Here is a 23,664-nt window from a genome sequence, read left to right as displayed (position 1 = left end):
AATCACTGTTTAACAACTGTGATGAAATGGCACCGAAATTAACGGTAAAAATACAAAGAAAACCCAACTCCAATTCCAGTAATTCATACTCGGATCGGACTCTAAGCTGTGGCAGTTACTTAGTAAAGCTTCGATCCGTTCTGTAATTCGATTTGGAGGTGCAACACAGCTAAACCCCGCACAATTTTCTTCGGAAACTGCAACAGGTTGACGAACCATTAATAACAGTGACTCTGCTAAGAGTAACGGATCAACTTGCTTCGCCGCCCACTGATCGGCTCGGAGTTCTCTTAAAAGTAATAACTCTTGCCAAAGTCTTTCGGTATTAGGCAACCAAGCCATTATACGACGAAAAAATCCTAACCCAAAAAACCAAAATGTATCTCGATAATAATGATGGGCTTGTTCATGAATGAAAACCGCTTGTTGTTGTTCTGGAGTTAAGGTTTCTAAGAGTCCTTGACTAACAACTAATTCGGGATTCCAAAACCCAATTTTAGCACAAAATAACAGAGGACTTTCTAACAGTCTGACTGTCATTCCTTGAACTTGAATTTGAGGACAATTCCACACCTGTTGAACAGATATCCATCCCCGAATTGTCAACAATAAACCTAAAATCAACGCCCATCCACATAACCCCAAGGCTAGCCCATAGCCTAGCCAACCCGTTGGCTGTCCCAACATTTGTCCTTGTGGCCCCATCCAAATCACTGCAACCCCATTCATTAACAACATCAAAGGCGGTACAATTAAACCAAACAGCGATCGCTGCCAACGTTGCTTCCAATGGGCCGAATGAGGAAAACAAATCCCTCGCAAACTAACAGCTAATCCCAATGAGAGTAAGATTAAAATTAAGTGCATTATTCTTCCTCGTTTCTTGCTTTTCTGAGGGCTTTTAACCGTTGGGCGATCGCATCCAGTTGGTCTAAACTGGCCGAGTCCAAATCATCGGCAAATGCCGCTACAATCTCAGGATGACCCAACGCTAAAAACTGATGGAGGTGTTCGTGGGCTACCAGGGCTTGGGCCTGCGTTCGAGAAATTCGCGGTTTCCAAAGATAAGCCCGTCCACTGCGATCGCAAGTCAGCCAGCCTTTTTCCTGCAAACGGTTCAATACCGTTGTCACACTCGGCGAAGATAACTCTCGATCCGGATCGCTGAGAATTTGATCATGGACTTGCTTAACAGTTGCACAGCCGAGATCCCAGACAATATTTAAAATCTCTTGTTCGAGAGGGCCAAGAGACATCTTTTCAGGACGATGGTTCGGTAAAGGGGTCATATTTGCGATCAATAATGCCGAATTCTAGAGCCTGTGATCAACTCAAGAAGTTCAGGTGTCTATGGTATAATGAGCCTCGGCTCCACTTCAAGTGGCTATCCTTTCAGCATATCTTTGGCAAGGGATGCTAAAGTTGAAGTGTGAAAAACTAGATAGAGTGAGCAATTAAAAGGAAAATATGAACTTTGTTTTGTCAATGTCTAAGCGGATGGCTTTAGGATTATCTATTGTATTGCTGATGGTCAGCAGCTTGATTTTCAACGCTTCTCCGGCTTCCGCAGAAACCTATACCGTGAAAATGGGTGCTAATAACGGAATGTTAGCATTTGAACCGAAAATTCTCACCGTTAAGCCTGGTGATACCGTAGATTTTGTAAATAACAAGCTTCCTCCTCATAACGTCGTTTTTGACAAGAGCAAATCCCCTAGTGCAGATATTGCTTCTCAGCTCTCTCACGCGGGACTTCTCTACTCCACAGGAGATGATTTCAAACTGACTATCCCCGCAGACGCACCTTCTGGTACTTATGAATTCTACTGTCAGCCTCACCGGGGTGCTGGCATGGTTGGTAAGTTAGTTGTTCAATAGTTTGAGTTACCCTGATCTAACTGTTCCTCGTCAACAGCAATTCACTTAAAATTATCCCCTCTCCTTGACTGAAAGTTGTAGCTATTTTCTTAAGAAGTTCTTAAGTCTTGTAGCAAATACTAGCAACTAGATCAGACAAGGGGAGGATAATTTTATGACTAGGGGCGGGCTTATACAGTGAACAGTGAACAGTGAACAGTGACCAGTCAACATTTGGGAGGAATTTAAAGTGCTACTCTACCAATCGTATTTGGTATGATAACTGTTTTAAACCCGCCTTTATACTTATCAACCTGATGCCGATTGAAATAATATTTAAAGTTTGACAGACTGTCGTTTGACAGATGGATAAAATTTATGAGAATAAAAGAAGACAATGGGATATATTGATAATGTTTGTGTATTTCACGAGGAGAACTCCATTGAAAAAGTTATTTTCTATCCTTTTGTTGGCGATCGCAGTCTTGAGCTTGGCTATCCAACCTCCCGCTTTAGCCGATGCAAATTTAGCCAATGGTGGCAAAGTCTTCGCAGCCAACTGTAACGCCTGTCATATGGGAGGGAAGAATGTCGTTATTTCTAGCAAAACCCTCAATAAAGCCGACTTAGCCAAGTATCTCAAAGGCTTTGATGAAGATGCACAAGCGGCGATCGCTTACCAAGTCACCAAGGGTAAAGGTGCTATGCCCGCTTTTACAGGACGTTTAAGCCCTCAAGAGCTTGAAGATGTAGTTGCTTATGTTCTCTCCAAAGCAGAAAAAGGTTGGTAATTCTCAGTAATTTTAACTGAGATTGTTAAAACGATGACGGTTCTGACAATTAAGTTTTGTCACAATCAATTTAATCACTGAGTTAGGGGCGCAATTCTTAAGCCAAAAGATACAGGGAGATCTAAATTCCGATCAGCTTAAGTGTTACGCCTCTCGTTGTTGTTATTTCCAATAACTAATATGAACCGACTGTATCGTATCTTGTACAGCCTGATCCTTGCTGTGATTTTCGGGTTGGGAATACATTCTCCGTCTGCTGATGCTTATTCTCTACACTCAGCATCAAAAGTAGAAGATTATTTGAGTCGGGCGACTGAAAACATTCAACACCATGACTACAGCCCAGCCTTACAAGCACTCAATCTAGCCATTAAACTTGATGATACCTTAGCTGAGGCTTACAGCGATCGCTGTTGGGTACACATTCAGCTTGAAAACTACCCAGAAGCCATCGAAGATTGCCTCTACGCCACCCAACTAAACCCTCAGCAGACGAGCAGTTATTTACATTTAGGCATAGCTTACTACAGAAAGGGTGATTTGACCGATGCGATCGCCGCTTATGATCACTTTATTCAACATCAACCCGATGGCGTGTTAGGCTACTACAATCGAGGGTTAGTGTATTCTGAACTGCAACAATATCCCACCGCGATCGCCGACTACAACCAAGCCTTAAATTACACTCAATCCTTAGAAGCCTCGGAGTTAGCAGAAATCTACATTGATCGTGGAGTTGCCTATTTAATGCTCGATCAGATCCCTTCGGCGATCGCCAACTTCACCGAAGCCCTTCACCTCGATGCCAGCAACCCCAGAGCGCATTATAATCATGCTTGTGCTTGTCGGCGTCAGGGAAACACCCAAGTCGCCCTACAAGAGTTTACAACCACGCTTCATCTCAACCCCGATCATGCTCTGGCTCACTTTAACCGAGCCATGCTTAGACAGCAACAGGGACTCTATGCAGGAGCGATCGCTGATCTACAGGCTGCCTGCAAATGCTTCACAGACCAAGGCAACCTCGCTGCATCTCGCCATACTTTAGCATTGATTGAAAAATTGCAACAGTGGTTGATGGCAGCAGAATTTCAAATCATCGCTTAATCTCTTGGTTCTTTTAGCACAATTTTGGCTAAAAATCCAGAAATTTTAATTTATTTTGAGAATTAGGAGAACAGACTAGAATTAATCCATCGTTCTGGTGAAGTTTCCAGCATCTGTTATCTTTAGGATATAAAAAATTCCTTTAAATCTGCCGATGGCAGAGCCAAACTTTTCAACCTTGACGTTACAGCAAAATTCAACCCGAATTAAGTCGAATGCCTGTGCTAGTAAATCTCTCAGAGCGACAACATCATATCCTGTGGGCAACCATTCGTCATTATATTGCCACCGCCGAACCCGTTGGCTCAAAAGCTCTCGTTGATGAGTTTAAGCTCAAAGTCAGTCCGGCGACAATTCGCAACAACATGGGGGCGCTCGAAAAAGCGGGACTCCTCTATCAACCTCATACCTCCGCAGGGCGAGTTCCCTCCGACTCTGGCTATCGGATCTATGTTGATCGGATGATCACGCCTTCAGATACCGTTGCCAGTCAAGTCACTCAGCTTTTACGCGAACAGCTTGACGCCAAAAATTGGAGTATTGAGGCGATTTTACGAGGTGCCGCGCAAATTCTCTCAACCCTGAGTGGATATATTACCCTGATTACCATGCCGCAGACAACTAGCGATAACCTGCGACATTTGCAACTGGTTTCTATTGAACCCGGTAAAATCATGTTGGTGGTTGTGACGGATAGTTATCAAACCCAGTCGATTATTATGGAATTGCCGCAAATTGATCAACAGTTAGAACAAGCGGTAACAGAAGCTCTCTCCTCTCTATCAGAAGACGAAGAACTCCTCGAACAAGAACTGCAAATTTTGTCTAACTTTCTGAATGCTCAACTGCGGGGACACGCCTTGGCTGAACTTTCTACCCTCGACTGGAGCGAATTAGATCGCAAGTTTGAACGCTATACGAATTTAATTCGCAAACTGCTTGATGATTTGAGTTTACGCACCCAAAAACCCGAATATACTCGCATTCAATTTAGTGGGATATCGGAAGTCTTGCGTTTACCGGAATTTTCACAACTCCAACAAGTACAAACCATTCTTCATTTACTCGAAGATCAACAAGAACAGCTTTGGCCGTTGATTTTTCAAGCCCCCGAACAAGAACAACGGGTTAATATTCGCATCGGTGCGGAAAATCCCCTAGAACCCATTCAAAGCTGTAGCTTGATTTCTACCCAATATTATCGAAATAATATCCCCGTTGGTAGTGTGGGAATGTTGGGACCAACTCGCATGGTTTACGAAAATGCGATCGCCCTTGTTGAAGCTACTGCTGATTATATCTCAGAATCCCTCACTCAAAATTAGTTAGAGTTGGGTAATTTCTAACTCTAGATATCCTGTTTCTGAATCAGGAGTGCGTTTAAAAATATACCCCGGAACTGTGCCAATTACAATCTCAGCAGTCGTGTAAATAATACAGCCTGTTTGTAGGTGTCCGCCGATGGTTTTGCCGTGAGCATCTGCTAAAGCAATATGTAAATGAATCCCTTCTATTGAGAGAGTTCCCACTAAAGAAACAATCTCAAACCGTCCTCTTGACATCCTCTCCGCCGTAAACGACGGAGATTCCAAATATCACTATTTGGGCTTCCTCTTTCTACGAGTTGACTTACAAGGGTTGGGTTTCCCCGTCCAAGCAGAGGTCAGTCTCTCGGGAGGCGTTAATTTCCATCTGCCCGACGGTATTTTCAAAACAGATATTAAGCGGAAAAACGGATTAAGCTACGTGTGAGAAGCCTAGATTTATGCGTTTTACAGTCAAGTTAATCCGTTAATCTATTTCTTATCCGTTTCTTGATTTGATAACTGTTTGAGTGCAGATTTTAGAATGTTTTTGGCGGCATTTTCGTCTCGGTCTGCTACATACCCACAGTGAGGACATTTATGAGTTCTCGTACTGAGAGTTTTGACAACCTTTTCACCGCAGTTTGAACAATTTTGAGATGTGTATGCAGGTTCAACGGCAATCACCGGAACCCCATAAATTCTCCCAAAATACTCTAACCATTCTCTAAATCTGTACCAAGCAGCATCGTTAATTGACTTGGCTAGATGATGATTTTTAACTAGATTGCGTATCCGTAGGTTTTCTATCGCTACCAAGTCGTTAGACTGTATGACGTGTTGGGCCTGTTTACAAACCCAATCATTACGTCTGCGTGAAACTCTTAGATGCGCCCTACCTAACCGATTCCTGGCTTTTTTACGGTTTTGACTTCCCTTTTTTTTTCGAGATAATCGACGTTGCAGCTTTTTAATTCGTCGCTCGTCTTTTCTTAAAAAGCGGGGGTTGTCTATCTGTATCCCGGTGGAATCAGTGTAGAAATGATTTAAACCGACATCCAAACCTGTTTGTTTGTTACTGAGTTCTTTGTTTTCCTCCCTTTTATGGTCTATCAAAAATTGAGCATAGTAACCATCGTGTCTTCTAATCACCCTAACCCGTTTAATTTGTTGGAGTTGATAGAAGTGCAGGTTTCGACTTCCCCAAAGTTTAAATGTACCCGCTTCAAACTTGTCGCTAAACGTTAAATAACGCCTATCTTTCGACAGTTGCCAGCCCGAAGTTTTGTACTCAACCGATGCTCTGACTTGATACTTTTTAAACTTAGGAAATCCCTTTTTACCGGGTATTTTTTGCCGACAATTCTTGTAGAATCGCTCTATCGATGCCCAAGCCCTTTCTGCGTGCGCTTGTCGAGCCATAGAATTGAGTTTGTTTACCCAGGGAAAGTCTGGATTGTCTGACAGCAGTTTGCAGTAGGCATAAGCATCGTTGCGACTTTGAACTTGACCATTTATCCATGCTTTGATGATGCTGTTGCGAACAAACCTACCAGTACGGATAGCTTCGTCTAACTTTCTGTACTGGTATTGGGTTCCTTGCAGCTTCATTTCATAAATGATCACAGTTATCATTGTCGAGCCACGATAAACTATTGTAGCAGAAAATAATCCGTCGTGAACGACCTTGCTCTAAACCTGTTTTTCTTGGTAAACACTCACTTTCTTCTTGACCGGCAAAGCGCACAGTTGCTTGTTGGAGACTGCCAACTGCCGTTAAAATAAATCCTGCTTGAATTTGATCCGTCACGGCGATCTCTTGCAAGCTGAGTTTTAGATCTTGGTTTGGTTTTAAGCGGATTGGTAAAACGTTCATCATCAGGTGTTCAAAATTTAGAGTTCCTGTCCTGAAGAAAAGGATATAATAAAAGATATACACTGTAACTTTAGCGCAAATTATCCTATGGTTCATGTTATACGAGGCACTTTAGACAAGCCTGAATCATCCAGAAGGTTAGCTGAATATTTTGAAAGTAAATCTAATATTGATGGTAGCTTATATTTGGGATATCCAATTATAGGAACATCTCAAGGAGGATATCCAATTGATGCTCTTCTTGTATCTAGAGAGCATGGAGTAATTATTTTCAATATTATTGAAGGCACTTCTATTGATAAAAATATAGAAGAAGTACAGGATGAAAGCTTTAATAAGTTACAATCAAAACTCCTTCAACAAAAATCTCTGACTCAACGAAGAAACCTAATGGTAGACATTGGTGTTTTAACTTTTGCACCTGCACTCAATCAAAAACCTTCTGATATTTCAGATGAATATCCTATTGTCACGAAAACTGATGAACTTGATGAATATTTAAACCATAAAACCTGGAAAAATGGCAACGAATATTTTGAAAAGCTAAATTCAGTTATACAAGCGATAACGACAATCCGAAAGAAAAAGTCTCGGAACAATATTAAAACAGAAAACTCTAGAGGTGCAAAACTTCTGAAACTAGAGGATTCTATTGCTAATTTAGACAGAAATCAAAGTGAGGCTGTTATTGAGACGGTTGAAGGAGTCCAGAGAATCAGAGGTCTTGCTGGTTCAGGTAAAACAATAGTTCTAGCACTAAAAGTAGCCTATCTTCATGCAAAGCATCCTGACTGGAATATTGCTGTTACTTTCAATACTCGTTCATTAAAAGGTCAGTTTAAACAACTTATTAATATATTTACAATTGAACACACTAATGAAGAGCCAGACTGGGATAGAGTAAAAATTATTCATGCTTGGGGAAGTCCATCCTCGGAAGGTATTTATTATGAAGTTTGTAAAAGACATAATATTGAATATCGAGATTTCAATACAGCAAAAAAGCTCACTAACCTATCTGGAAAAGAGTTTGATTATGTTTGTGAAGAAGCTCTAAAAAAAATCAATAAATTCAATCCCTATTATGATGCAATAATGGTTGATGAAGCACAAGATTTTTCAAGATATTTTCTCAGACTTTGTTATCAAATGCTGAAGCCACCTAAAAGATTAGTATATGCTTATGACGAACTACAAAATCTTAATAAAAAAGTTATGGAATCACCAGAAGTTCTTTTTGGTGAGGATATTCAGGGTAAACCCTATGTTCAACTCCAGAATATACCAGGAGAACCTAAACAAGATATTATACTAAAAAAATGTTATAGAAATTCTCGTCCGCTCTTAAGTTCTGCTCATGCACTGGGTTTCGGGATTTATAGAGATCAAGGATTGATTCAAATGTTTGAATATGCAGGACTATGGAGAGATATTGGTTATGTCGTAGAAGAAGGAACATTAGAGGACGGAAAATTTGTCAAACTTGCTAGAACGAGCGATACCAGTCCTAAATTTCTAGAAGATCATTCACCGATTGACGATTTAATTATTTTCAAGTCATTTAAGGATAAGCGAGAACAGACTCAGTGGTTAGTAGAACAAATAGAGAAAAATATCACTGAAGATGAGTTAAGATATGATGATATTATGGTTATTCATCCTAATCCACTGACCACTAAATCTGCGGTAGGAGAAGCGAGAGCTTCTCTTTTTGAGAAGGGTATAAATTCTAATCTAGCGGGTGTTACAACCTCACCTGATGACTTTTTTAGTGAACAGGCTATTACTTTCACAAGTATTAATAGAGCTAAGGGAAATGAAGCAGCCATGATTTATGTCATCGATGCTCACGAATGCTATTCTGGTTTAGATTTAGCTCGAAAACGGAATATTCTGTTTACTGCTATGACAAGAAGTAAAGCTTGGTTAAGAGTGGTTGGATATGGTGAATCTATGCAAAATTTAGAAAAAGAGTTTAATCAAGTTAAGAACAGAAAATTTGTGCTTGAATTTAAGTATCCTACGGAAGAAGAACGTAGACAAATGAATCTGATTAATCGAGATATGAGTCGTAAGGAACGGGCGAAGCTTGATCAAAGAAAAAATAGCTTACAAGAAGTTATTGAAGCCTTCAAAAAAGGTGAAATCAATAAGGAAGATTTACCTCAAGATATGATAGAAAGTCTCAAAAATTTGGTTAATGATTAGCTATAAAGTCATTTATAAAGAGATTGAAATGATGACAACCGAACTCATAGCCTGTGGTTTATCGGTTAAGCAAAACTTTCCTTCTTGTGAATCATCAGCAAAAGATAGATATGAAGTTTCCTACTCAGGTATGCAGGATATTTCAATCGCATTAAAAAATGTTAGATATCAAGAAATATACGATGAACTAGACCAAAATAAGAACTACAATATAAAAATGATTGATGGAGCATTAATACAATTTTTGTATACTTATGAAAAATCTCAATTAATTTCACATAGACTAGCCTTTTTCCCATCACCTTATCTAGAAGCCTTTCAAAATGATCCTGAGATTTATGAACTGGATGAAATATATGCAGATATAATAGCCAAAAATATACTGCCTGTTCCTATTCGATTTGATTATGATCCTCAAAATTTTAAAGAAATAGATCATCCTCAATGTCACTTAACTTTAGGACAATTCAAAAATTGTAGGATTCCTGTTTGTTCTCCGATTACACCGCGTGCTTTTATGTCTTTTATTCTGCGTAGCTTTTACAATACAGCTTTCAATAAATTTACCGATAAGCTTACTCTTTTAAGTGAGATTTTTCCTGAAACTATAACTGGCCTAGAAAAAAAACTATTACACATATCTATTTCAAGCTAGAGTTCAATCAAAGCGAAATATATTTTAACTGAAATCAGTGATCAATTTCAAATTGTCTTGAATTAACGTCAGGTCGGGTTAACCGAACCTTGATTATACGGTTAAACACCCATTAAACCTCTAATTCCAAGTAGGGTTATTGCGAATCAGAGAGTCGTTAAAACCGAATTCACAACAAAAATAAGTTCTGTATTCTCTAAGTATAGAAGGTAAGGATTAAACCTAGTAAGTCTAGAAGTTCATCAAATTTAACAAGGAGGTAACAGCTATGCCTTTAATGCGTTGGGAACCTTTACGGGAAATTGATAGCTTACAACGGGAAATGAACCGTTTATTTGATAGCTTTACCAATGATGGTTCCCCGATGGAACGGACGACAACTGCTTTTGTTCCGCTTGCTGAAATAGAGGAAACAACAGACGCAGTTCATCTGAAATTAGAAGTTCCCGGAATGGAAGCCAAAGACATTGATATTCAAGTCACAGCCGAAGCCGTTGCCATTAGCGGTGAACGAAAATCGGAGATCAAAACGGAAGAAAAAGGAATGACTCGCACAGAGTTCCGTTATGGAAAATTCCGTCGTGTAATTCCCCTACCCGTTCGCATTCAAAACACAAATGTAAGCGCAGACTACAAAGATGGGATCTTAACGCTCACCCTACCGAAAGCCGAAGAAGAAAAGAATAAAGTGGTTAAAGTGTCTCTGGGATAGTTGAAAGCGGCTGTAATTCAGGTTAGAGGGTAAAGCTTACCCTGAAAGTCTAAATCATTCGAGACCCACTCTAAATCTCAAATAGAATGATTTAACACCGAGTCTAAACTAGCGTTTTAGGGATTGGGAATGGGGTAGCGCGAGAATTATTTTCGCAGCCCGGTTCCCAATTCTGTTATCTTAGATGAAAGAAGGAGGAATATGAATGCCTAAAACCGATTATAAAGACTATTATGCAGTGTTGGGAATCCCTAAAAATGCCAGCTCAGATGAGATAAAAAAAGCCTATCGTCGTCTGGCTCGCCAATATCATCCCGACTTAAACCCTGGAAATAAAGAAGCCGAACAACGGTTTAAAGATATTAACGAAGCGAACGAAGTATTATCTGACCCCGATAAACGGAAAAAATATGATCAATTTGGTCAATATTGGAGTCAAGCTGGAGAAGGTGGTGTACCCGGAGGGGGCTTTGATTTTGACTTCAGTCAGTATGGTGATTTTGACGACTTTATTAACGAGTTACTGGGGCGTTTTGGCGGTGTAGGAGGCGGTTCTAGACGAACTTACGGCTATCGTACTTCCTCGCAAACAGGTTCTTCAATTCCTAATGATCCTTTTGGGGATTTATTTGGTGGCGGAGGATATGCACAAGTTCCCCAACGAGATTTTGAAGCCTCAATTACCTTAACCTTTTCAGAAGCCTTTAACGGTGTACTCAAACAATTTAAACTCGATGATGAGATGATTAAAGTCAGAATTCCTCCCGGCGTGAAACCCGGAACTCGAATTCGCGTCAAAGGAAAAGGAGGAGTTAATGCAACCACTCAACAACGAGGTGATTTATATTTAATTGTTGATTTACAACCTCATCCTTTTTTCCAGTTTGACGGCGATAATATTGTCTGTGAAGTTCCCATTCGTCCTGATGAAGCTATCTTAGGCGGTCAAATTCAAGTCCCAACTCCTGATGGTTTAGTAACGCTGAAAGTTCCCGCAGGAGTTGATTCGGGTCAATCCTTACGACTGCGAGGAAAAGGTTGGATTTATCCCAAAGGTGGACGCAGTGATCAAATCGTTAAATTAAAAGTCGTCGTTCCGAAAAATATTAGCTCTCAAGAACAGGAACTTTATGAAAAAATTAGTCAAGTTAGCCAGTTTAATCCTCGAACTCATCTAGGCGGTATGCAACTTTAGAGAGGAGGAAAGAAGGCGAAATAAAACAAAATTCAAAATAAACAACTGCAAATTAATAGCAAATGACTGGCGACTCCTTGAGTCGTTGACTTTTCATTAGATCCAAATTGTAAAAAAGATAGGGAAGTTTTTATGAGGTCAAATTTCCGGGAAGCATTCCCGATATTTCATCCTGAATTTAAACCGGATTCAATGAAAATTGAAAACATCCAAAACCTCGAGTCTATTTGGGTTAAAATTTCATTTTTTTCAGTCCAAAAATAGGTTATCCTAGTTCATAGACCTAAATGAAGGATGTCGTTAAGCACTTGAGTTAAACCAACAAAGGAGGAAATTATGTCATCCTATGAACAGTCGCGTTTTTCCTTTTCTAAAATTATTAGCTATGTTTTGACAATTTTTTTAAGTGTAGGTTTAACATTATTATCCTTGCGTGTATTCCCCGCTCTTGTGCTACCCCCAGCTAACGCAAATAGTCATCAGGTAACAGAAGTTGTCGCGGTTCAACCTCAACCCCAAACTGTCGCCATTTCCCCAACAAATCCCGCCGTTAGTAACTTTGTAACTGCGGCTGTTAACAAAGTAGGGCCAGCCGTTGTCCGACTCGATACCGAACGTACCATAACACGCAACCTCGATCCCTTTTTTGATGATCCGTTTTTTCGGCGGTTTTTTGGTGAAGAATTCGCACCTCAAACCCCCCAACAATTTCAACAACGCGGACAAGGATCGGGCTTTATCGTTGATAGCAACGGCATCATTTTAACCAATGCTCATGTTGTTAAAGGAGCCGATAAAGTAACCGTTATTCTGCGAGATGGACGAGAATTTCAAGGGGAAGTACGAGGCGTTGACGAACCCTCTGATTTAGCCGTCGTTAAAATTAATGGGAATAATTTACCCGTTGCTCCTTTAGGAAATTCTGCCGAAGTTCAAGTCGGAGATTGGGCGATCGCAGTCGGAAATCCTTTAGGCTTAGATAACACCGTAACCTTGGGAATTGTTAGCACCTTAAATCGTCCCAGTTCACAAGTTGGGATTCCCGATAAACGCTTAGATTTCATTCAAACTGATGCCGCGATTAACCCCGGAAACTCCGGCGGGCCGTTATTAAATGGTCAAGGCGAAGTGATTGGAATTAACACCGCCATTCGGGCAGATGGTCAAGGAATAGGATTTGCCATTCCCATTGATAAAGCCAAATCAATTCAAGACAAACTCGCACGCGGCGAGGAGATTTCTCATCCTTATATTGGGGTGCGAATGGTGACGCTAACGCCGGATATTGCCAAAGAGTTTAACCGTGATCCAAACTCACCGTTGTTAATTCCAGAAATCAAAGGCGTATTAGTCGTTCAAGTCATTCCAGATAGTCCGGCGGCGAGTTCCGGTTTACGTCGCGGTGATGTGATTACTCAAATTGACGGCGAAACTATTACCACTGCGGATCAATTACAAAGTAAAGTTGAACTCAGTCGGGTCGGTCAACCTTTGAATATTAAAGTCCAACGAGGCGATCAAACTCAACAAATTGCTGTACGTCCGGCTGAACTCAAAAAAGTCGAACTATAAAACATATACACCTTACCCTAAGCTTGTTACAGCAACTTCACCCCTACAGGTTAAGTTGCTACAAGCGTTATATAATAAGGGATTAAGGTGTTAAAATACAACCGTAGAATATTTAGAAGCACATCAGCGTTTTTTTGACTGAAATGACCTACAGTTTGGATAAACTCAACTAAAGGATGTTGTTGAGGTTTCTTGAAATTTTGATAGCTGAATTGAAGGAAGATAGAGGAATCGAACCCCCAAGTGTTACCTTGCTCCCGTTTTCAAGACGGGTTGCTGTCCCTTCAGCAGTATCTTCCGAAAGGGGAGTCTGATGGGACTTGAACCCATTATTACTGGTGTCACAAACCAGCATCTCGACCACTTTGACTTCAGACTCCACAATGGATACTGGCCGGAGTCGAACCGACATCTTTCTAGCAGCCAGCTAGATGCTTTACCGATTAAGCTACAGACCCTTTTTTGTGAATTGCTGTTGAATCTGAATATTGAGTTAGTAATTTTGTTGTTGACGCAAGATTTCTCGTACTGCCATCAAAATCTCTCCCAGCCTATTTTTCCCGCTACCATCTTGACCGCATCCCCAGTAATAATCAACAGGCGAATTCTCAACAATAACTTCATCACCTGTAGCAAGAAGTATCTCACAAATATCAGCATGAGTTTTAAACTTTCGTAACACTCCTTGCTGCATAATTTCATCTTTGACCTGTTCCCAATCACGACGGAGAGGATGTTTGCGATCGCGTCCCATTTTCGCGGCTTCCTTGGGTGTTTTGACTGTTTTAATTTTATCGAACCAAGAGCGATCCGTTTCAACAAATTTTTGTGCTTGGAAGTAATGTTCGTTGGTGGGCCACCAAAGCCCATCTAGCTCAAAACCTTGTTGTGAAAAGTTAGAAAAACAGCCATAAGGTTCTTGGCTAGTACCGTAAAAGTAGATTGTCATTATATTTTTTTGCCTCAATTTTAATTAGAATTTTTTGCAGTGAATTAGGCAATAAACCTAATGGATACTGGTCGGAGTTGAACCGACATCTCCCGAGGTGCAAGCTCGGTGCTTTCCCGATTAAGCTACAGACCCTTGTGTTTTCTTTTCTGGTTTGATTACCTATTTTAAAAAGTTTGAAAGTGCTGACCACTCAGCCAAGTGGAAACCTCAAGGTTTTATGGAACCTGCAACCATTATCCCTGGATTTTATCGAACGTTAATCTTTGGGATTTAAGCGTTAATAGTCTAAGGTTTGAGGCTTGAGATTTAAGCGTTAAACGTTGAACGTTAAGCTTTAAGGTTCATGGCTGATGGAGTTGGAATCGAACCAACAACTCATGACTGAAGATCATGCGCTCTACCCATTGAGCTATCCATCAAAACCATAAATTTAGAGGTTTTCGAGTGACCAGCACTAATTTTTAAAAGTTGAAGATTGTCAAAAATACAGTAATTTAATTTACGACAATCTTATAATATTTAATCAGGAATTTCAATCAAAGTTCGAGCATTACTAATCGATAATACCCGGTCAACCGTTGATTGAAATTCTTCGACAAACGTTTGCCGTTGTTCAAGATCTGCGGCTAAATCAGTGGGGTCTAGGAGTTCGACACCTTCACGTGCTAAGAAACTATCGGCTAAAGATTGATATTTCTCAGAAGCGGCGTTTTTTCCTAACACTTCCATCGCCAATTTATCCAGACGTTCTTTCACCCGTGCTTGGGCGACATCAAAATCTTTTCGAGCGCGGTTATAAGCCAACAACATTGTATTCAAAACCGCTTCAGAATACAGGATGAAAGTTTTCATTTCAATCGCTTCAGCCACCGTCATTTCTTGACCAGCAACCGAAACGATTATAGACGCATTGGATAATACAATTGCTCGTTTAATGGTTCGGCGTCGGGTAATTAACGCATCAACTTTTTGAACAGCAGCACGGGCTTGAGTGGTATAATCCTGACGAGATTTATAACCCGTTGGAACTTTACCAATTTCAACAACAGTAATTAAATTATTGCCGTCTAAAGCGGCTCGGGCTGATTCAATTCGTTTTTCTAATAACGTTAATTCTGCTAACGCATCCGTTACGGTCATTTGAGTCATATTATCCACCTCCAGAGATACAGATTTAGCGTTCAAAGCCAAAATCTCGTTTCTTTATTTTTGCCATTCGACCATCGGGGTGATGCCAAACAATTCCTTCAATATCAGCCGTTTTGAGATAGTTTTTAATTTCAGCAAAGGTGCATCCTACATTCATTAAAACTTCGTCACCATGCTTAATTAAAATATGCTGACTTAACTTTTCACGATTGCCATTAATTTTAGGCCCGCAGAGTTCATAAGTGCCGTCTTCAGGAGATCCATAAACAGCTTGATAGTTAACAAATCCCTCATTAAACCACTGATCTTCTGATGTATTTTTGACAGGAATCCAACCCGGCCAGTGACCTGTTATCGCATCTGGCTCTTGACAAGGTTCAAACCCAACAGGCGGTTGACGTCCTGTTTTGGCATCATAACGCTTGTAGAGTTTTCCCTCTCGAATTCTGCAAGCGGTACCATCCCATTTCCGAGTTGATATTCCTTCTCCCTGAAGTACCCATTGGGCGCCGGATACAACTTCATTTCGTACTTGACGATCGCTATTATAGTTTCGCTGAAATACAGAAATAATTTTTTTCATGGTACTTTTTGGGTATTACCAAAAATTGCCGCACACTAGAGGCATCTTGACAATGCCCATCGAAGTTTTCTTCGTGCAAGAATCTTCGTCGCTTTCAGCGCGAAGAGTGTCAAATACCCACGACTTCGCTGTTCTACATCGGGAAAATGTAGTATAATATTCAGTTGTCAAGGTGCGGATGGCTTGCTGAATCAAGCTTTATCGCTTTCCTTTGCTTGCCACATTTATATACTACAAACATACTACACAACTTGTCAAGGGGTGTGGCAAAAGTTTTTTTACCCCGATCTTGTACCTTGGGGACAAATAGGGGAAAAATCCTTTAATTATGGGGTTTGTAGAGGAATTAACTATAGATTAAAGTCAATAGTTAATTGATTTACTATAGACAAAAATCAAATAAAACGGAGTCTCAAAGATGCCTGGTAAACTTACTCAGCCCTATCAACCCCTGCTTCTCCGCATTTTGCATGGAGTCACAGGGATCTGTGCGATCGCGGCAATTTTGACGGCAGCTTGGACGTATGATACTTATGATGGGCGGTTTGGGCGATTTTTTTTACCGAAGTTAGAAGCGATTGAAGGGATTCATGGTACCTTTGGGCTGTGGACGCTGCTGATTTTTCCCATCTTTGTAGTATACGCTTTTCGTCGGGGTCAAAAACGCCTGATTCAACCCGACTCTCTGCAAAAGCTGAGTGAACCGGGAAAACCGATTTTTGGGTACACCCTACATCGTATTACAAACACGTTGGCAATTTTTGCGCTTACTTTTGCGCTGTTCTCGGGTAAGATGATGAGTGAGAAATGGTTACCCCAAGGAGAACTTAATCATACTTGGTATTATCTTCACCTGATTTCTTGGGTAGTTTTGGTGTTAGCGATCGCATTTCATCTATTAATGGCGGCGAAAGTTGGGGGAACTCCGTTGCTATTGTCTATTATGAATTGGAAGTTCCGCAGTCAGGATAGTCCGAGTTTATGGCGAAAAAATATTTCTGAATGGAAGGCTAATTTTCGTCTTGATGAAGTTTTTCATCCCCCCAATTCCGCTCAGATTTTTCGGGTTTTAGAAGCAATTATTTTGATCACCATTATTTTAGCTTGGGTGATTTCTATAGTCAAAGAATTAGGTTAAATTGCTATTGATGACAAACTAACACATCCCTAGTCATCAAAAATCGATTAATGTTTGCTGACTGTATTGATAGGAAGATAGATTGAACATCTCTACAGAAATCAGGGAAAGGGGATTAATTTACTCAACCCCCTTCCCTATTCTATCTTGCCTTTTAATTGTTCCTTAGAAAGAGATGGGTAGCATTCTTCTTTCAATTTCAGACAAGAATTAGGACTGTTCAGAAATCACTAAACTTGAAGATGAACTGCGTCCAAATTCTTCAGGGGCTTGTTGTAAATAGGCTTTTGCACCGGGCCAGAGAAACTCTCCAGGCGTTACAGAACGGACTAAATAATGCAGTTGATAAACCCCGGCTTCAAGAGAGTCTGCATAGGCGAAAATTCGGTCACGATAAATGGTTTGATAGTTAATATTCCAGCTATCGGTTTGGGCTTGTAAGGCGGAATTACTGGTATTAAAACGGTTATCAATGGCTTCAAAACCTGCCGGAAGTGGGTCAGTAATCATCACATTATTAACGGGATGGTCAGTGATAATTTCTAAGCCAATATCAAACACTTGTCCGGGTTGAACTTCTAGGGGTTCTTCCTCGGCTGTTAATCCCATTTTTTTCAACACTTCACTGTCATTAACTCGCTGAATTTTGCGTTCAATTCTTAACCCATTTAACCGTCCGGGTTGATTTTCTTCTAAGCGATATTCGTAGGATACCCAATAATTCAGTTTTCCATTTCCAGAGGTTTGAATCATTAAATTATTCTTGCCCGGAGGAAGTTCTGACATCGGAATATTGAGCGTGAAACTGGAGTTTTTAAAGCCATTAAATTGAGTTGAACCTAAGTCTTTCGCGCCTAATTTAACTTGAACTTGGAAGTTTTCGGGAGTGGGTTCTAGGGCTGCATATTCCGCTAATGCAGTGAGGGCTTCGGCGTTATTGTAAGTGCTTCCCCAAGTTCCCTCGCGACGAAGATTGAGTAAACTTTGGACGAGTTTATCTATCGTTTCGGGTTGGCTATTTTGACTCACCAATAAACGCAACGCTTGCGACTGGGCGGTTATATCTGAACTCATCCAACCGTATTGTTTGGGAATATTAACCGTAGCGGTTCGTCCCGTTTGATAAACGATTTCTTGCAGTTTATTGACTAATTCGTTAAATTCAGAATTCCATTCGGGGAAGTTCGATAAATAACGGGCGAGTTTGATTTGAGTTACGGTATCAAATTCATCGCGTAAGCCATAAATATCAGACATGAAATCATTGCGTTTTTCTCCCAATTGTGCTAACGCCATGAGAATATTTAACCTCACTCGACTCTTACACAGTAAATCATCGCCACAGAATTCATTTTTTTCAGGGTTTGCTAAGGCTTGTTTGAGGTAATATTCGAGTTGATTGAGTTTATTTTCATCAACCTTAAATCCCGCTTGGGAGGCTTTTGCTAAGGCTTCTGCGGCGTAGGCAGACAAGAGAGGATTAGAGGTTTTTTGTTCAGGATAAACAGCTAGTCCTCCGTCATTTTGTTGCAGTTGGAAGATTTGTTCAAGGGATTTTTGGGCTTGGGCGTTGAGGTTTAACTCGCTGAAATTTTGACCATATTTTTGACTTAATTGTTGTAAGTTGGATGCAATGAACAACTGACTCGCCGCAGGTTCAAGGAAGGGTAAATCAGTTTGATTGAAGATTTGTTTGGCGGGGGCGGTTATTTGGGGAATTAAGGTACTGGCGAGGGAAATATATAAACCGCCTGTATCTCTGACTGTATCCCGACTAACATTAATCGGAATATTCAGAGAATTAGTTGTGGTTCCGCTTTCAATCACTTGTTCAGTGACTAACACAGGTTTGACTTCTAAGGGAACTTCAAAGCCATCAGTTTTCCCATCAAAAGCGGTTTGAAACTTCACTTGAGAGGTGCCAACATCTTGAACTAATACCGGGAAATAGTAAGCTTGGGTTCCCGCTTGTATGGGGCGTTTTATGCTTTGGGTGTTGGCGTTTCCAGGAGAAAGTTTAACGCCGCCTGCGACATCGGCTTTGATGTCAATCATTCCTTTATTTCCAGTATTATTCGTAACGGAAACTCCGGCTAAAATTTTATCGCCTGGACGGGCAAATTGTGGTAAAATCGGGTTAGAAAGCAGAGATTGTGTGCTAATAAATGTCGTTTCACCTGAACCAAATTTAAAGTTTCCATCGGTTGCAACCACCATAACTCGCCAGGTGGTTAAATCATCGGGAAGTTTAAAGGTAACGTTGGCTTTTCCGCTATTATCGGTGACAATTGAACCTTGATAATAGGCTAAGGCTTGAAAGTTTTTGCGGATACGAGTATTTCCAATTCCCGCAGAAAAACCGCCCCCATATCCCCAACCTTTAGCTAATTGGGTTGTCATACTCTCTAGAGCAACTTCGGGACGATTATCACTAAAACGAGTTGAAATGGGTTGTTCAGCGTAGACGGTTTCGAGTAAATTTGGGGGACGATAACCTGTGAGTTGTAATATCGCTTCATTAACCACCATAACGGTAAATTGTCCGCGTTGGGGTTGGTTATTTGCATCAGTTAATTGTAGTTGTAGCGTTTGTTCTGAACCCGGTTCAACTTCTGATTTTGTAGGGGTAATTGTCACGTTTAGCGTTTTTTCAGCTAAGTCGGTTTTAAAAGGAACAAACCCAATTTGAGATAAATTTTCCACGCTTCCCGGTTCGACTTCTGACAGGGGTTCACCTTGACGAACTAACACCGCTTCTACTGCTGCATTCGGTAACATTTCTGAAGTAACCGTAAATTGAATTTGTGGGGCGCCACCTGTTACGGTTGTTAGGCTTTCATACAAGGGTTTATCCCGAACCACTGCAAAATATAACTCTCCTTCGGGGTAGGGAGATTTAATTAAAGCGGTGGCGGTTTCTCCGGGTTTGTAGGTGTCTTTATCGAGTTCAATTTGCAGGCGGTTGTCGTTATTTTCACCCCAAAATACAGGAGAATCACCTGTCGCCCAAATTTGTAAATCTGTGGCTGTTACTTCACTAGAATTATTGGAAAAATTCGCCCGAATTCGATAGGAACCCGACTCAGGAGGGGTTAAAGAAACCGTTTTTGGAGTCTTATTTGATTTGACTTCGGTTGTCGCAACGGTTTTGTATTCGACTTGATTTTTCTCCGTTTGTCCCCCGGCAACCACTCGGGTAACGTTGCTATAATTCATTTTCTGCAATTCCAAACGCACCCCAATATTAGATAGGGCTTTTCCGTTGGGGTCAGTAACAACAACTTCTATCGGAAATGCTTTATTGGCTTCAGCGACAAAGGGCGTTTTTAACCCAATTAAACGGTTACTCGGTAAAGCCGTAAGACTTTGAGAATCAGAAACCGCTAGGTTAGTGACATCGGAGACTTGTACATCAACTCGATACTCGACAGGATAGGGTAAATCTTTGTCAATTTTAACGGTTTGGGTGCCTTTTCCGCCTTGGTCAAGAACTTTGCTTTTTTGCAACACATCACTTGACAAAGTAGGTTTTTCTTCCGGCCAAAACCATTGTCGCCCAAAGTTATATTGTTCCCAACCTTTGGGGGTAAATTCTGTTGCGGTACGAGTCACATAATATTCCGCTTTCCCACCTACAACGGGGGAACCAAATAGATAGTTGCTTTCGGTATTAGCGGTGAGGGTTTCGCCTTGAATGGCGGTTTCTTTATCGAGGTTTAACTCTACTTTGAAGTTGGGCGGTTTAAATTCTGCGACTCGTAAATCTCCATAAATTTCAACTTCATTTTCTGCTTTTGCACTCAGGCTATAATCCCCTAACGCTTGGTCTTCATCTAGGGTAAATTCCAGGGAAAATGTACCAAATTCATTAGTTGGGTAACTTCCGAGGGTTTTCTCTTTGCCGTCGGAGGTTCTGAGGGTAACAGTATAGTTGACGTTTTTATCTTGTTTTAATTCGCCATTTTGCAGATAATAAGCAACACCTGTTAACGCGACTTTTTCTCCCGGTTGATAGAGTTGACGGTCAGAAAAGATCACACCTCTAGACAGGGGTTTATTATTTTCCCAGTCGCTATTAATTCCATAAGCATACATCCCACTATAGGAATAGGTTCGGGTAAATGCCCAGTCATCTGCTTCTTTGGCAATCACTAAGAGTTCTGGGGCTTCTGTAAAGCGATCGCCCTGCATACATTGTTGCAAGTCTTCAGCATTTAACACCCATATTCCGCTTTCGTTGGTGTTTCCAATAGCACAGGGTTTCGGAGTTGAAAAAGTTTGGGCATCGAGTTGAGAGGGATAGATTTCAACGCTGGCATTATTAACCGGGGAACCGTCTTCTAAATGATTAACTTTGACAATTCCAGACTCTGGAAACCATTGGGAAAAAACGCCTAAATTCGTGAGTTGAACAAACCCATAAAATTCGGGTTCATTCCAGCGTCGTCTTCCTTCTTCTTGATAACGAGTGGTTCTCGCTTTAACTCCGTAAGCCAACATTCCCGTCTCTTTTCCTAGTTGTCTTCGTAAATTAATCGAGGTTTCTTGGGTTTCGTTTTTGGGGTTTTTGACGGAGAAAGAAGTCCAGTTGTTTTCCGCAGGTAGAAGGTTCTTTTTGTTTTCTCTCGGATAAGCAACATCGGTATAGACTAAATCCGTCGGTTCAACAATTTTATAGGCAGCAGTGTATCGAGACTGCGGTAAGTTTGTTGTGGCAATATTTAGCTGTAAGTTCTGGGTTGAAGGGAAAATATTTAACCCGGTTGGCGCCCAAAGGTCAGCCGCAACATCTCCGGTTTGATAGGAGATGGTAACAGGTTTTTCTAAGGTTTGACCAAATTGATCTTTGAGATCTTTTCCAATGGTAATGGTATAGTTGGTTTGCGGTTCTAATGCCCAAGGATTAAGGTTAATAATATCGCTATTTCCATAGGTTTGAACGAGGGGAGGCGCGTCTTGGGGCGGTGGGGGGTTAATTGTAATATTTTCTCGGGCTGATTCTTCTAAAATTTGATTGTTAAATTTGAGTTGAGGGCTACCATTTTCAAACCGTCCATAGGTTCCTCCCTGACTCGGTTGACCATAGGCTTGTAGAGTTTCAAATTGTAGGGAATCAAAGGTTTTAATTTGAGAAGAAAGGAGAAATTGACTGTCTAAATTTCCCCGCTTGGGATGCAGTCCGGGTAAGATTTGTAGGGTGTATTTTGTACTTTTTTGTAGACTTTCGGTGGGCGTTATGGTATACTGCCAGATATGGTTAGATGGGTCGAACTGTGTCTGAGGCGGTAAAGACTCCGAATTGAACTGATTTTTCGTGAGTTCTGCCTTGAGGGGAACGGCTTGATTGGAGGCTTCGGCAACTAATTTTGTATGTTGCGTTAACGAGTCTAAATCCAATTCGACGTTAGAGTTAAACGTTAGATTAGGAGTCAAACCAACGGGATTGTCTGCTGAACCCGGATTTTCTTCGGTTCCGGGAAGGTTCGTTAGCTGTATCGACTCAGTGTTGAACGTCCAGGCTAAATCTTGGTCTAAGCGATGATTTTCTAAGTCAGATAAGCCCTGTTTGAGTTGAACTTGAATGCGTGTAGCTAAGGGTAAGGCTCGGTCAGCTTGAAAGCCCACCATTCGCGGCGTTAAAAAGCGAAATTGTCCGGGAAGTTGCGGGGTAATTTCAAACTGATTGAGAAGTTGACGTTGCTCTGGGGAATCCAAACGCTCAACCGGAATTAACGGGTGTTTAAAAATAATCTGAATTTGACTGAGAGATGTCACTTCTCCGGTTGGAGTAATTTTTTCTATCCAGTCCGGAAGTTGAGGAACAGCGAGGGCTGAAACAGTCGGTAACGGTTCTTCTGTGGGTGTCATGCTAAAAATTCGACAGCCAGCCAGCGTCGCTATAAACAAAAATATTAATATCAACCGCTTCCCAAGTTGGCGGTATTGGCGTTGAATTCCCATAGCGTTTTTCAGAATAGCTCACCCCCTTGATAACAGATGAAAGCCCCGACATTCCGGAAATCTCTACATTTTTTAATGAATAGCGGGTTTCGGGTGTTTGCTGAGTTGTGCAGCTTCAGCCGGAGTCATTTTTTCATAGCGTTCAAAGGGTTGATGTATCCAGGGAGAATCGGCTAAATATTCGACATAAAAATCTGGAACCACCACCGAACAAGCTTTGTACCATAATACAGCCGTTTTGATTTCCTCAAGATCAGCCGCATAGTGATTTTTCAGCCACAACAGACAGTCTTGTAAACTAATCCCCGAATCGACTAAATCATCGACTAACAAAACACGACTTCCAAGCGTTTCTGTGGTCATGGTCAGATGATTCGCTATTTTGATTTTACCTCGGACTCGACCTTCCGAACCGCTATAGGAAGAACAGGATAAAATTGCTAACGGCGTATCATAAATCCGCGAGAGTAAATCTCCAATTCGCAGTCCTCCCCTGGCTAAACAAACAATTTGATTAAATTGCCAACCGGAGTGATAGATTTTCGCGGCTAAAGATTCTATTGCCTGGTGATAATCTGACCAAGAAACGTATAAATCGCTCATG

At 41.0% G+C, this 23,664-nt stretch carries 20 protein-coding genes and 5 tRNA genes; 10 read left to right on the top strand and 15 right to left on the bottom strand.

What is annotated here, in order from left to right; genetic code table 11:
• Positions 1–9: 9 nt before the first annotated feature.
• Together WN50_RS25370 and WN50_RS25365 are read right to left on the bottom strand one after the other, a co-directional pair.
• Complete coding sequence (locus WN50_RS25370; protein WP_046277436.1) at positions 10–867, bottom strand: M56 family metallopeptidase; 858 nt, start codon at positions 865–867, stop codon at positions 10–12.
• Positions 867–1,289, bottom strand: a complete 423-nt coding sequence (locus WN50_RS25365) for a BlaI/MecI/CopY family transcriptional regulator (RefSeq protein ID WP_046277435.1) — start codon at positions 1,287–1,289, stop codon at positions 867–869. Before WN50_RS25365 ends, WN50_RS25370 begins: the two co-directional genes overlap by 1 nt.
• A gap of 178 nt (positions 1,290–1,467) precedes the next feature.
• Here WN50_RS25365 and petE point away from each other — a divergent pair, with 178 nt between their 5' ends.
• The 4 genes from petE to WN50_RS25345 all read left to right on the top strand — a co-directional run bounded on the left by petE (position 1,468) and on the right by WN50_RS25345 (position 5,080).
• Positions 1,468–1,878, top strand: coding sequence for a plastocyanin (gene petE / locus WN50_RS25360; protein WP_046277434.1), 411 nt, complete (start codon positions 1,468–1,470; stop codon positions 1,876–1,878).
• A gap of 422 nt (positions 1,879–2,300) precedes the next feature.
• Complete coding sequence (gene petJ / locus WN50_RS25355) at positions 2,301–2,648, top strand: cytochrome c6 PetJ (RefSeq protein WP_046277433.1); 348 nt, start codon at positions 2,301–2,303, stop codon at positions 2,646–2,648.
• A 180-nt stretch (positions 2,649–2,828) separates the two neighbouring features.
• Positions 2,829–3,755, top strand: coding sequence for a tetratricopeptide repeat protein (locus WN50_RS25350; RefSeq protein WP_046277432.1), 927 nt, complete (start codon positions 2,829–2,831; stop codon positions 3,753–3,755).
• Between the two features lie 215 nt (positions 3,756–3,970).
• A complete protein-coding gene (locus tag WN50_RS25345) occupies positions 3,971–5,080 on the top strand; it encodes an HrcA family transcriptional regulator (protein WP_046277431.1) in 1,110 nt (369 codons plus the stop codon).
• Here the strand turns inward: WN50_RS25345 and WN50_RS25340 are convergent, their stop codons facing one another.
• From WN50_RS25340 to WN50_RS34875, 3 genes are all read right to left on the bottom strand, one after another.
• A complete protein-coding gene (locus WN50_RS25340; protein WP_082172557.1) occupies positions 5,081–5,317 on the bottom strand; it encodes a PPC domain-containing DNA-binding protein in 237 nt (78 codons plus the stop codon).
• A 234-nt stretch (positions 5,318–5,551) separates the two neighbouring features.
• Positions 5,552–6,685 carry an RNA-guided endonuclease InsQ/TnpB family protein gene (locus WN50_RS25335; RefSeq protein ID WP_049561180.1) on the bottom strand — a complete coding sequence of 378 codons (1,134 nt, stop codon included), beginning with the start codon at positions 6,683–6,685 and terminating at the stop codon, positions 5,552–5,554.
• Positions 6,672–6,938 (bottom strand): PPC domain-containing DNA-binding protein, encoded by a 267-nt coding sequence (locus tag WN50_RS34875; protein ID WP_160315443.1) that lies wholly within the window; start codon positions 6,936–6,938, stop codon positions 6,672–6,674. Before WN50_RS34875 ends, WN50_RS25335 begins: the two co-directional genes overlap by 14 nt.
• 84 nt (positions 6,939–7,022) lie before the next feature.
• Between WN50_RS34875 and WN50_RS25325 the strand changes: the two genes are divergently transcribed.
• From WN50_RS25325 to WN50_RS25305, 5 genes are all read left to right on the top strand, one after another.
• Positions 7,023–9,143, top strand: coding sequence for a DEAD/DEAH box helicase (locus WN50_RS25325; RefSeq protein WP_046276512.1), 2,121 nt, complete (start codon positions 7,023–7,025; stop codon positions 9,141–9,143).
• A gap of 28 nt (positions 9,144–9,171) precedes the next feature.
• Complete coding sequence (locus WN50_RS25320) at positions 9,172–9,798, top strand: DUF2290 domain-containing protein (RefSeq protein ID WP_235441125.1); 627 nt, start codon at positions 9,172–9,174, stop codon at positions 9,796–9,798.
• A gap of 268 nt (positions 9,799–10,066) precedes the next feature.
• Complete coding sequence (locus tag WN50_RS25315; RefSeq protein WP_046279866.1) at positions 10,067–10,510, top strand: Hsp20/alpha crystallin family protein; 444 nt, start codon at positions 10,067–10,069, stop codon at positions 10,508–10,510.
• 205 nt (positions 10,511–10,715) lie between these two features.
• Positions 10,716–11,705 carry a DnaJ C-terminal domain-containing protein gene (locus WN50_RS25310; protein ID WP_046279865.1) on the top strand — a complete coding sequence of 330 codons (990 nt, stop codon included), beginning with the start codon at positions 10,716–10,718 and terminating at the stop codon, positions 11,703–11,705.
• Positions 11,706–12,041: 336 nt separating this feature from the next.
• The gene (locus WN50_RS25305) at positions 12,042–13,277 is read left to right on the top strand and encodes an HhoA/HhoB/HtrA family serine endopeptidase (RefSeq protein ID WP_046279864.1); all 1,236 of its coding nucleotides are present in this window, start codon (positions 12,042–12,044) and stop codon (positions 13,275–13,277) included.
• Positions 13,278–13,493: 216 nt separating this feature from the next.
• Here the strand turns inward: WN50_RS25305 and WN50_RS34350 are convergent.
• From WN50_RS34350 to WN50_RS25275, 8 genes are all read right to left on the bottom strand, one after another.
• Positions 13,494–13,576, bottom strand: a tRNA-Ser gene (locus tag WN50_RS34350).
• 6 nt (positions 13,577–13,582) lie between these two features.
• A tRNA-His gene (locus WN50_RS34345) sits at positions 13,583–13,656 on the bottom strand.
• Between the two features lie 5 nt (positions 13,657–13,661).
• Positions 13,662–13,735: transfer RNA gene (locus tag WN50_RS25300), tRNA-Ala, on the bottom strand.
• 35 nt (positions 13,736–13,770) lie between these two features.
• Positions 13,771–14,226 (bottom strand): riboflavin biosynthesis intermediates N-glycosidase, encoded by a 456-nt coding sequence (locus WN50_RS25295; protein WP_046279863.1) that lies wholly within the window; start codon positions 14,224–14,226, stop codon positions 13,771–13,773.
• A gap of 61 nt (positions 14,227–14,287) precedes the next feature.
• Positions 14,288–14,361, bottom strand: a tRNA-Ala gene (locus WN50_RS25290).
• 212 nt (positions 14,362–14,573) lie between these two features.
• Positions 14,574–14,648, bottom strand: a tRNA-Glu gene (locus tag WN50_RS25285).
• A gap of 100 nt (positions 14,649–14,748) precedes the next feature.
• Complete coding sequence (locus WN50_RS25280; RefSeq protein ID WP_046279862.1) at positions 14,749–15,378, bottom strand: hypothetical protein; 630 nt, start codon at positions 15,376–15,378, stop codon at positions 14,749–14,751.
• A gap of 25 nt (positions 15,379–15,403) precedes the next feature.
• On the bottom strand, positions 15,404–15,961 hold the full coding sequence (locus WN50_RS25275) for an RNA ligase 1 family protein (protein WP_046279861.1): 558 nt from the start codon (positions 15,959–15,961) through the stop codon (positions 15,404–15,406).
• A 418-nt stretch (positions 15,962–16,379) separates the two neighbouring features.
• On the opposite strand from WN50_RS25275, the gene WN50_RS25270 reads away from it, so the two are divergent.
• Positions 16,380–17,099 (top strand): cytochrome b/b6 domain-containing protein, encoded by a 720-nt coding sequence (locus WN50_RS25270; protein ID WP_046279860.1) that lies wholly within the window; start codon positions 16,380–16,382, stop codon positions 17,097–17,099.
• A 210-nt stretch (positions 17,100–17,309) separates the two neighbouring features.
• Here WN50_RS25270 and WN50_RS25265 read toward each other — a convergent pair whose 3' ends face one another.
• Both WN50_RS25265 and WN50_RS25260 read right to left on the bottom strand, forming a co-directional pair.
• Positions 17,310–23,060: an alpha-2-macroglobulin family protein gene (locus tag WN50_RS25265; protein WP_046279859.1), complete on the bottom strand. Its 5,751-nt coding sequence runs from the start codon at positions 23,058–23,060 to the stop codon at positions 17,310–17,312.
• A 72-nt stretch (positions 23,061–23,132) separates the two neighbouring features.
• Positions 23,133–23,663 carry a phosphoribosyltransferase gene (locus WN50_RS25260; RefSeq protein ID WP_046279858.1) on the bottom strand — a complete coding sequence of 177 codons (531 nt, stop codon included), beginning with the start codon at positions 23,661–23,663 and terminating at the stop codon, positions 23,133–23,135.
• Position 23,664: the final 1 nt, after the last annotated feature.

This window comes from Limnoraphis robusta CS-951 (assembly GCF_000972705.2).
This window is presented reverse-complemented; position numbering and strand designations above follow the sequence as displayed.

Coding starts and splice junctions, on each gene's coding strand:
- WN50_RS25370 (WP_046277436.1), bottom strand. CDS start 867: ATGCACTTAATTTTAATCTTACTCTCATTGGGATTAGCTGTTAGTTTG.
- WN50_RS25365 (WP_046277435.1), bottom strand. CDS start 1,289: ATGACCCCTTTACCGAACCATCGTCCTGAAAAGATGTCTCTTGGCCCT.
- petE (WP_046277434.1), top strand. CDS start 1,468: ATGAACTTTGTTTTGTCAATGTCTAAGCGGATGGCTTTAGGATTATCT.
- WN50_RS25350 (WP_046277432.1), top strand. CDS start 2,829: ATGAACCGACTGTATCGTATCTTGTACAGCCTGATCCTTGCTGTGATT.
- WN50_RS25345 (WP_046277431.1), top strand. CDS start 3,971: ATGCCTGTGCTAGTAAATCTCTCAGAGCGACAACATCATATCCTGTGG.
- WN50_RS25340 (WP_082172557.1), bottom strand. CDS start 5,317: ATGTCAAGAGGACGGTTTGAGATTGTTTCTTTAGTGGGAACTCTCTCA.
- WN50_RS34875 (WP_160315443.1), bottom strand. CDS start 6,938: ATGATGAACGTTTTACCAATCCGCTTAAAACCAAACCAAGATCTAAAA.
- WN50_RS25325 (WP_046276512.1), top strand. CDS start 7,023: ATGGTTCATGTTATACGAGGCACTTTAGACAAGCCTGAATCATCCAGA.
- WN50_RS25320 (WP_235441125.1), top strand. CDS start 9,172: ATGATGACAACCGAACTCATAGCCTGTGGTTTATCGGTTAAGCAAAAC.
- WN50_RS25315 (WP_046279866.1), top strand. CDS start 10,067: ATGCCTTTAATGCGTTGGGAACCTTTACGGGAAATTGATAGCTTACAA.
- WN50_RS25310 (WP_046279865.1), top strand. CDS start 10,716: ATGCCTAAAACCGATTATAAAGACTATTATGCAGTGTTGGGAATCCCT.
- WN50_RS25305 (WP_046279864.1), top strand. CDS start 12,042: ATGTCATCCTATGAACAGTCGCGTTTTTCCTTTTCTAAAATTATTAGC.
- WN50_RS25295 (WP_046279863.1), bottom strand. CDS start 14,226: ATGACAATCTACTTTTACGGTACTAGCCAAGAACCTTATGGCTGTTTT.
- WN50_RS25280 (WP_046279862.1), bottom strand. CDS start 15,378: ATGACTCAAATGACCGTAACGGATGCGTTAGCAGAATTAACGTTATTA.
- WN50_RS25275 (WP_046279861.1), bottom strand. CDS start 15,961: ATGAAAAAAATTATTTCTGTATTTCAGCGAAACTATAATAGCGATCGT.
- WN50_RS25270 (WP_046279860.1), top strand. CDS start 16,380: ATGCCTGGTAAACTTACTCAGCCCTATCAACCCCTGCTTCTCCGCATT.
- WN50_RS25265 (WP_046279859.1), bottom strand. CDS start 23,060: ATGGGAATTCAACGCCAATACCGCCAACTTGGGAAGCGGTTGATATTA.
- WN50_RS25260 (WP_046279858.1), bottom strand. CDS start 23,663: ATGAGCGATTTATACGTTTCTTGGTCAGATTATCACCAGGCAATAGAA.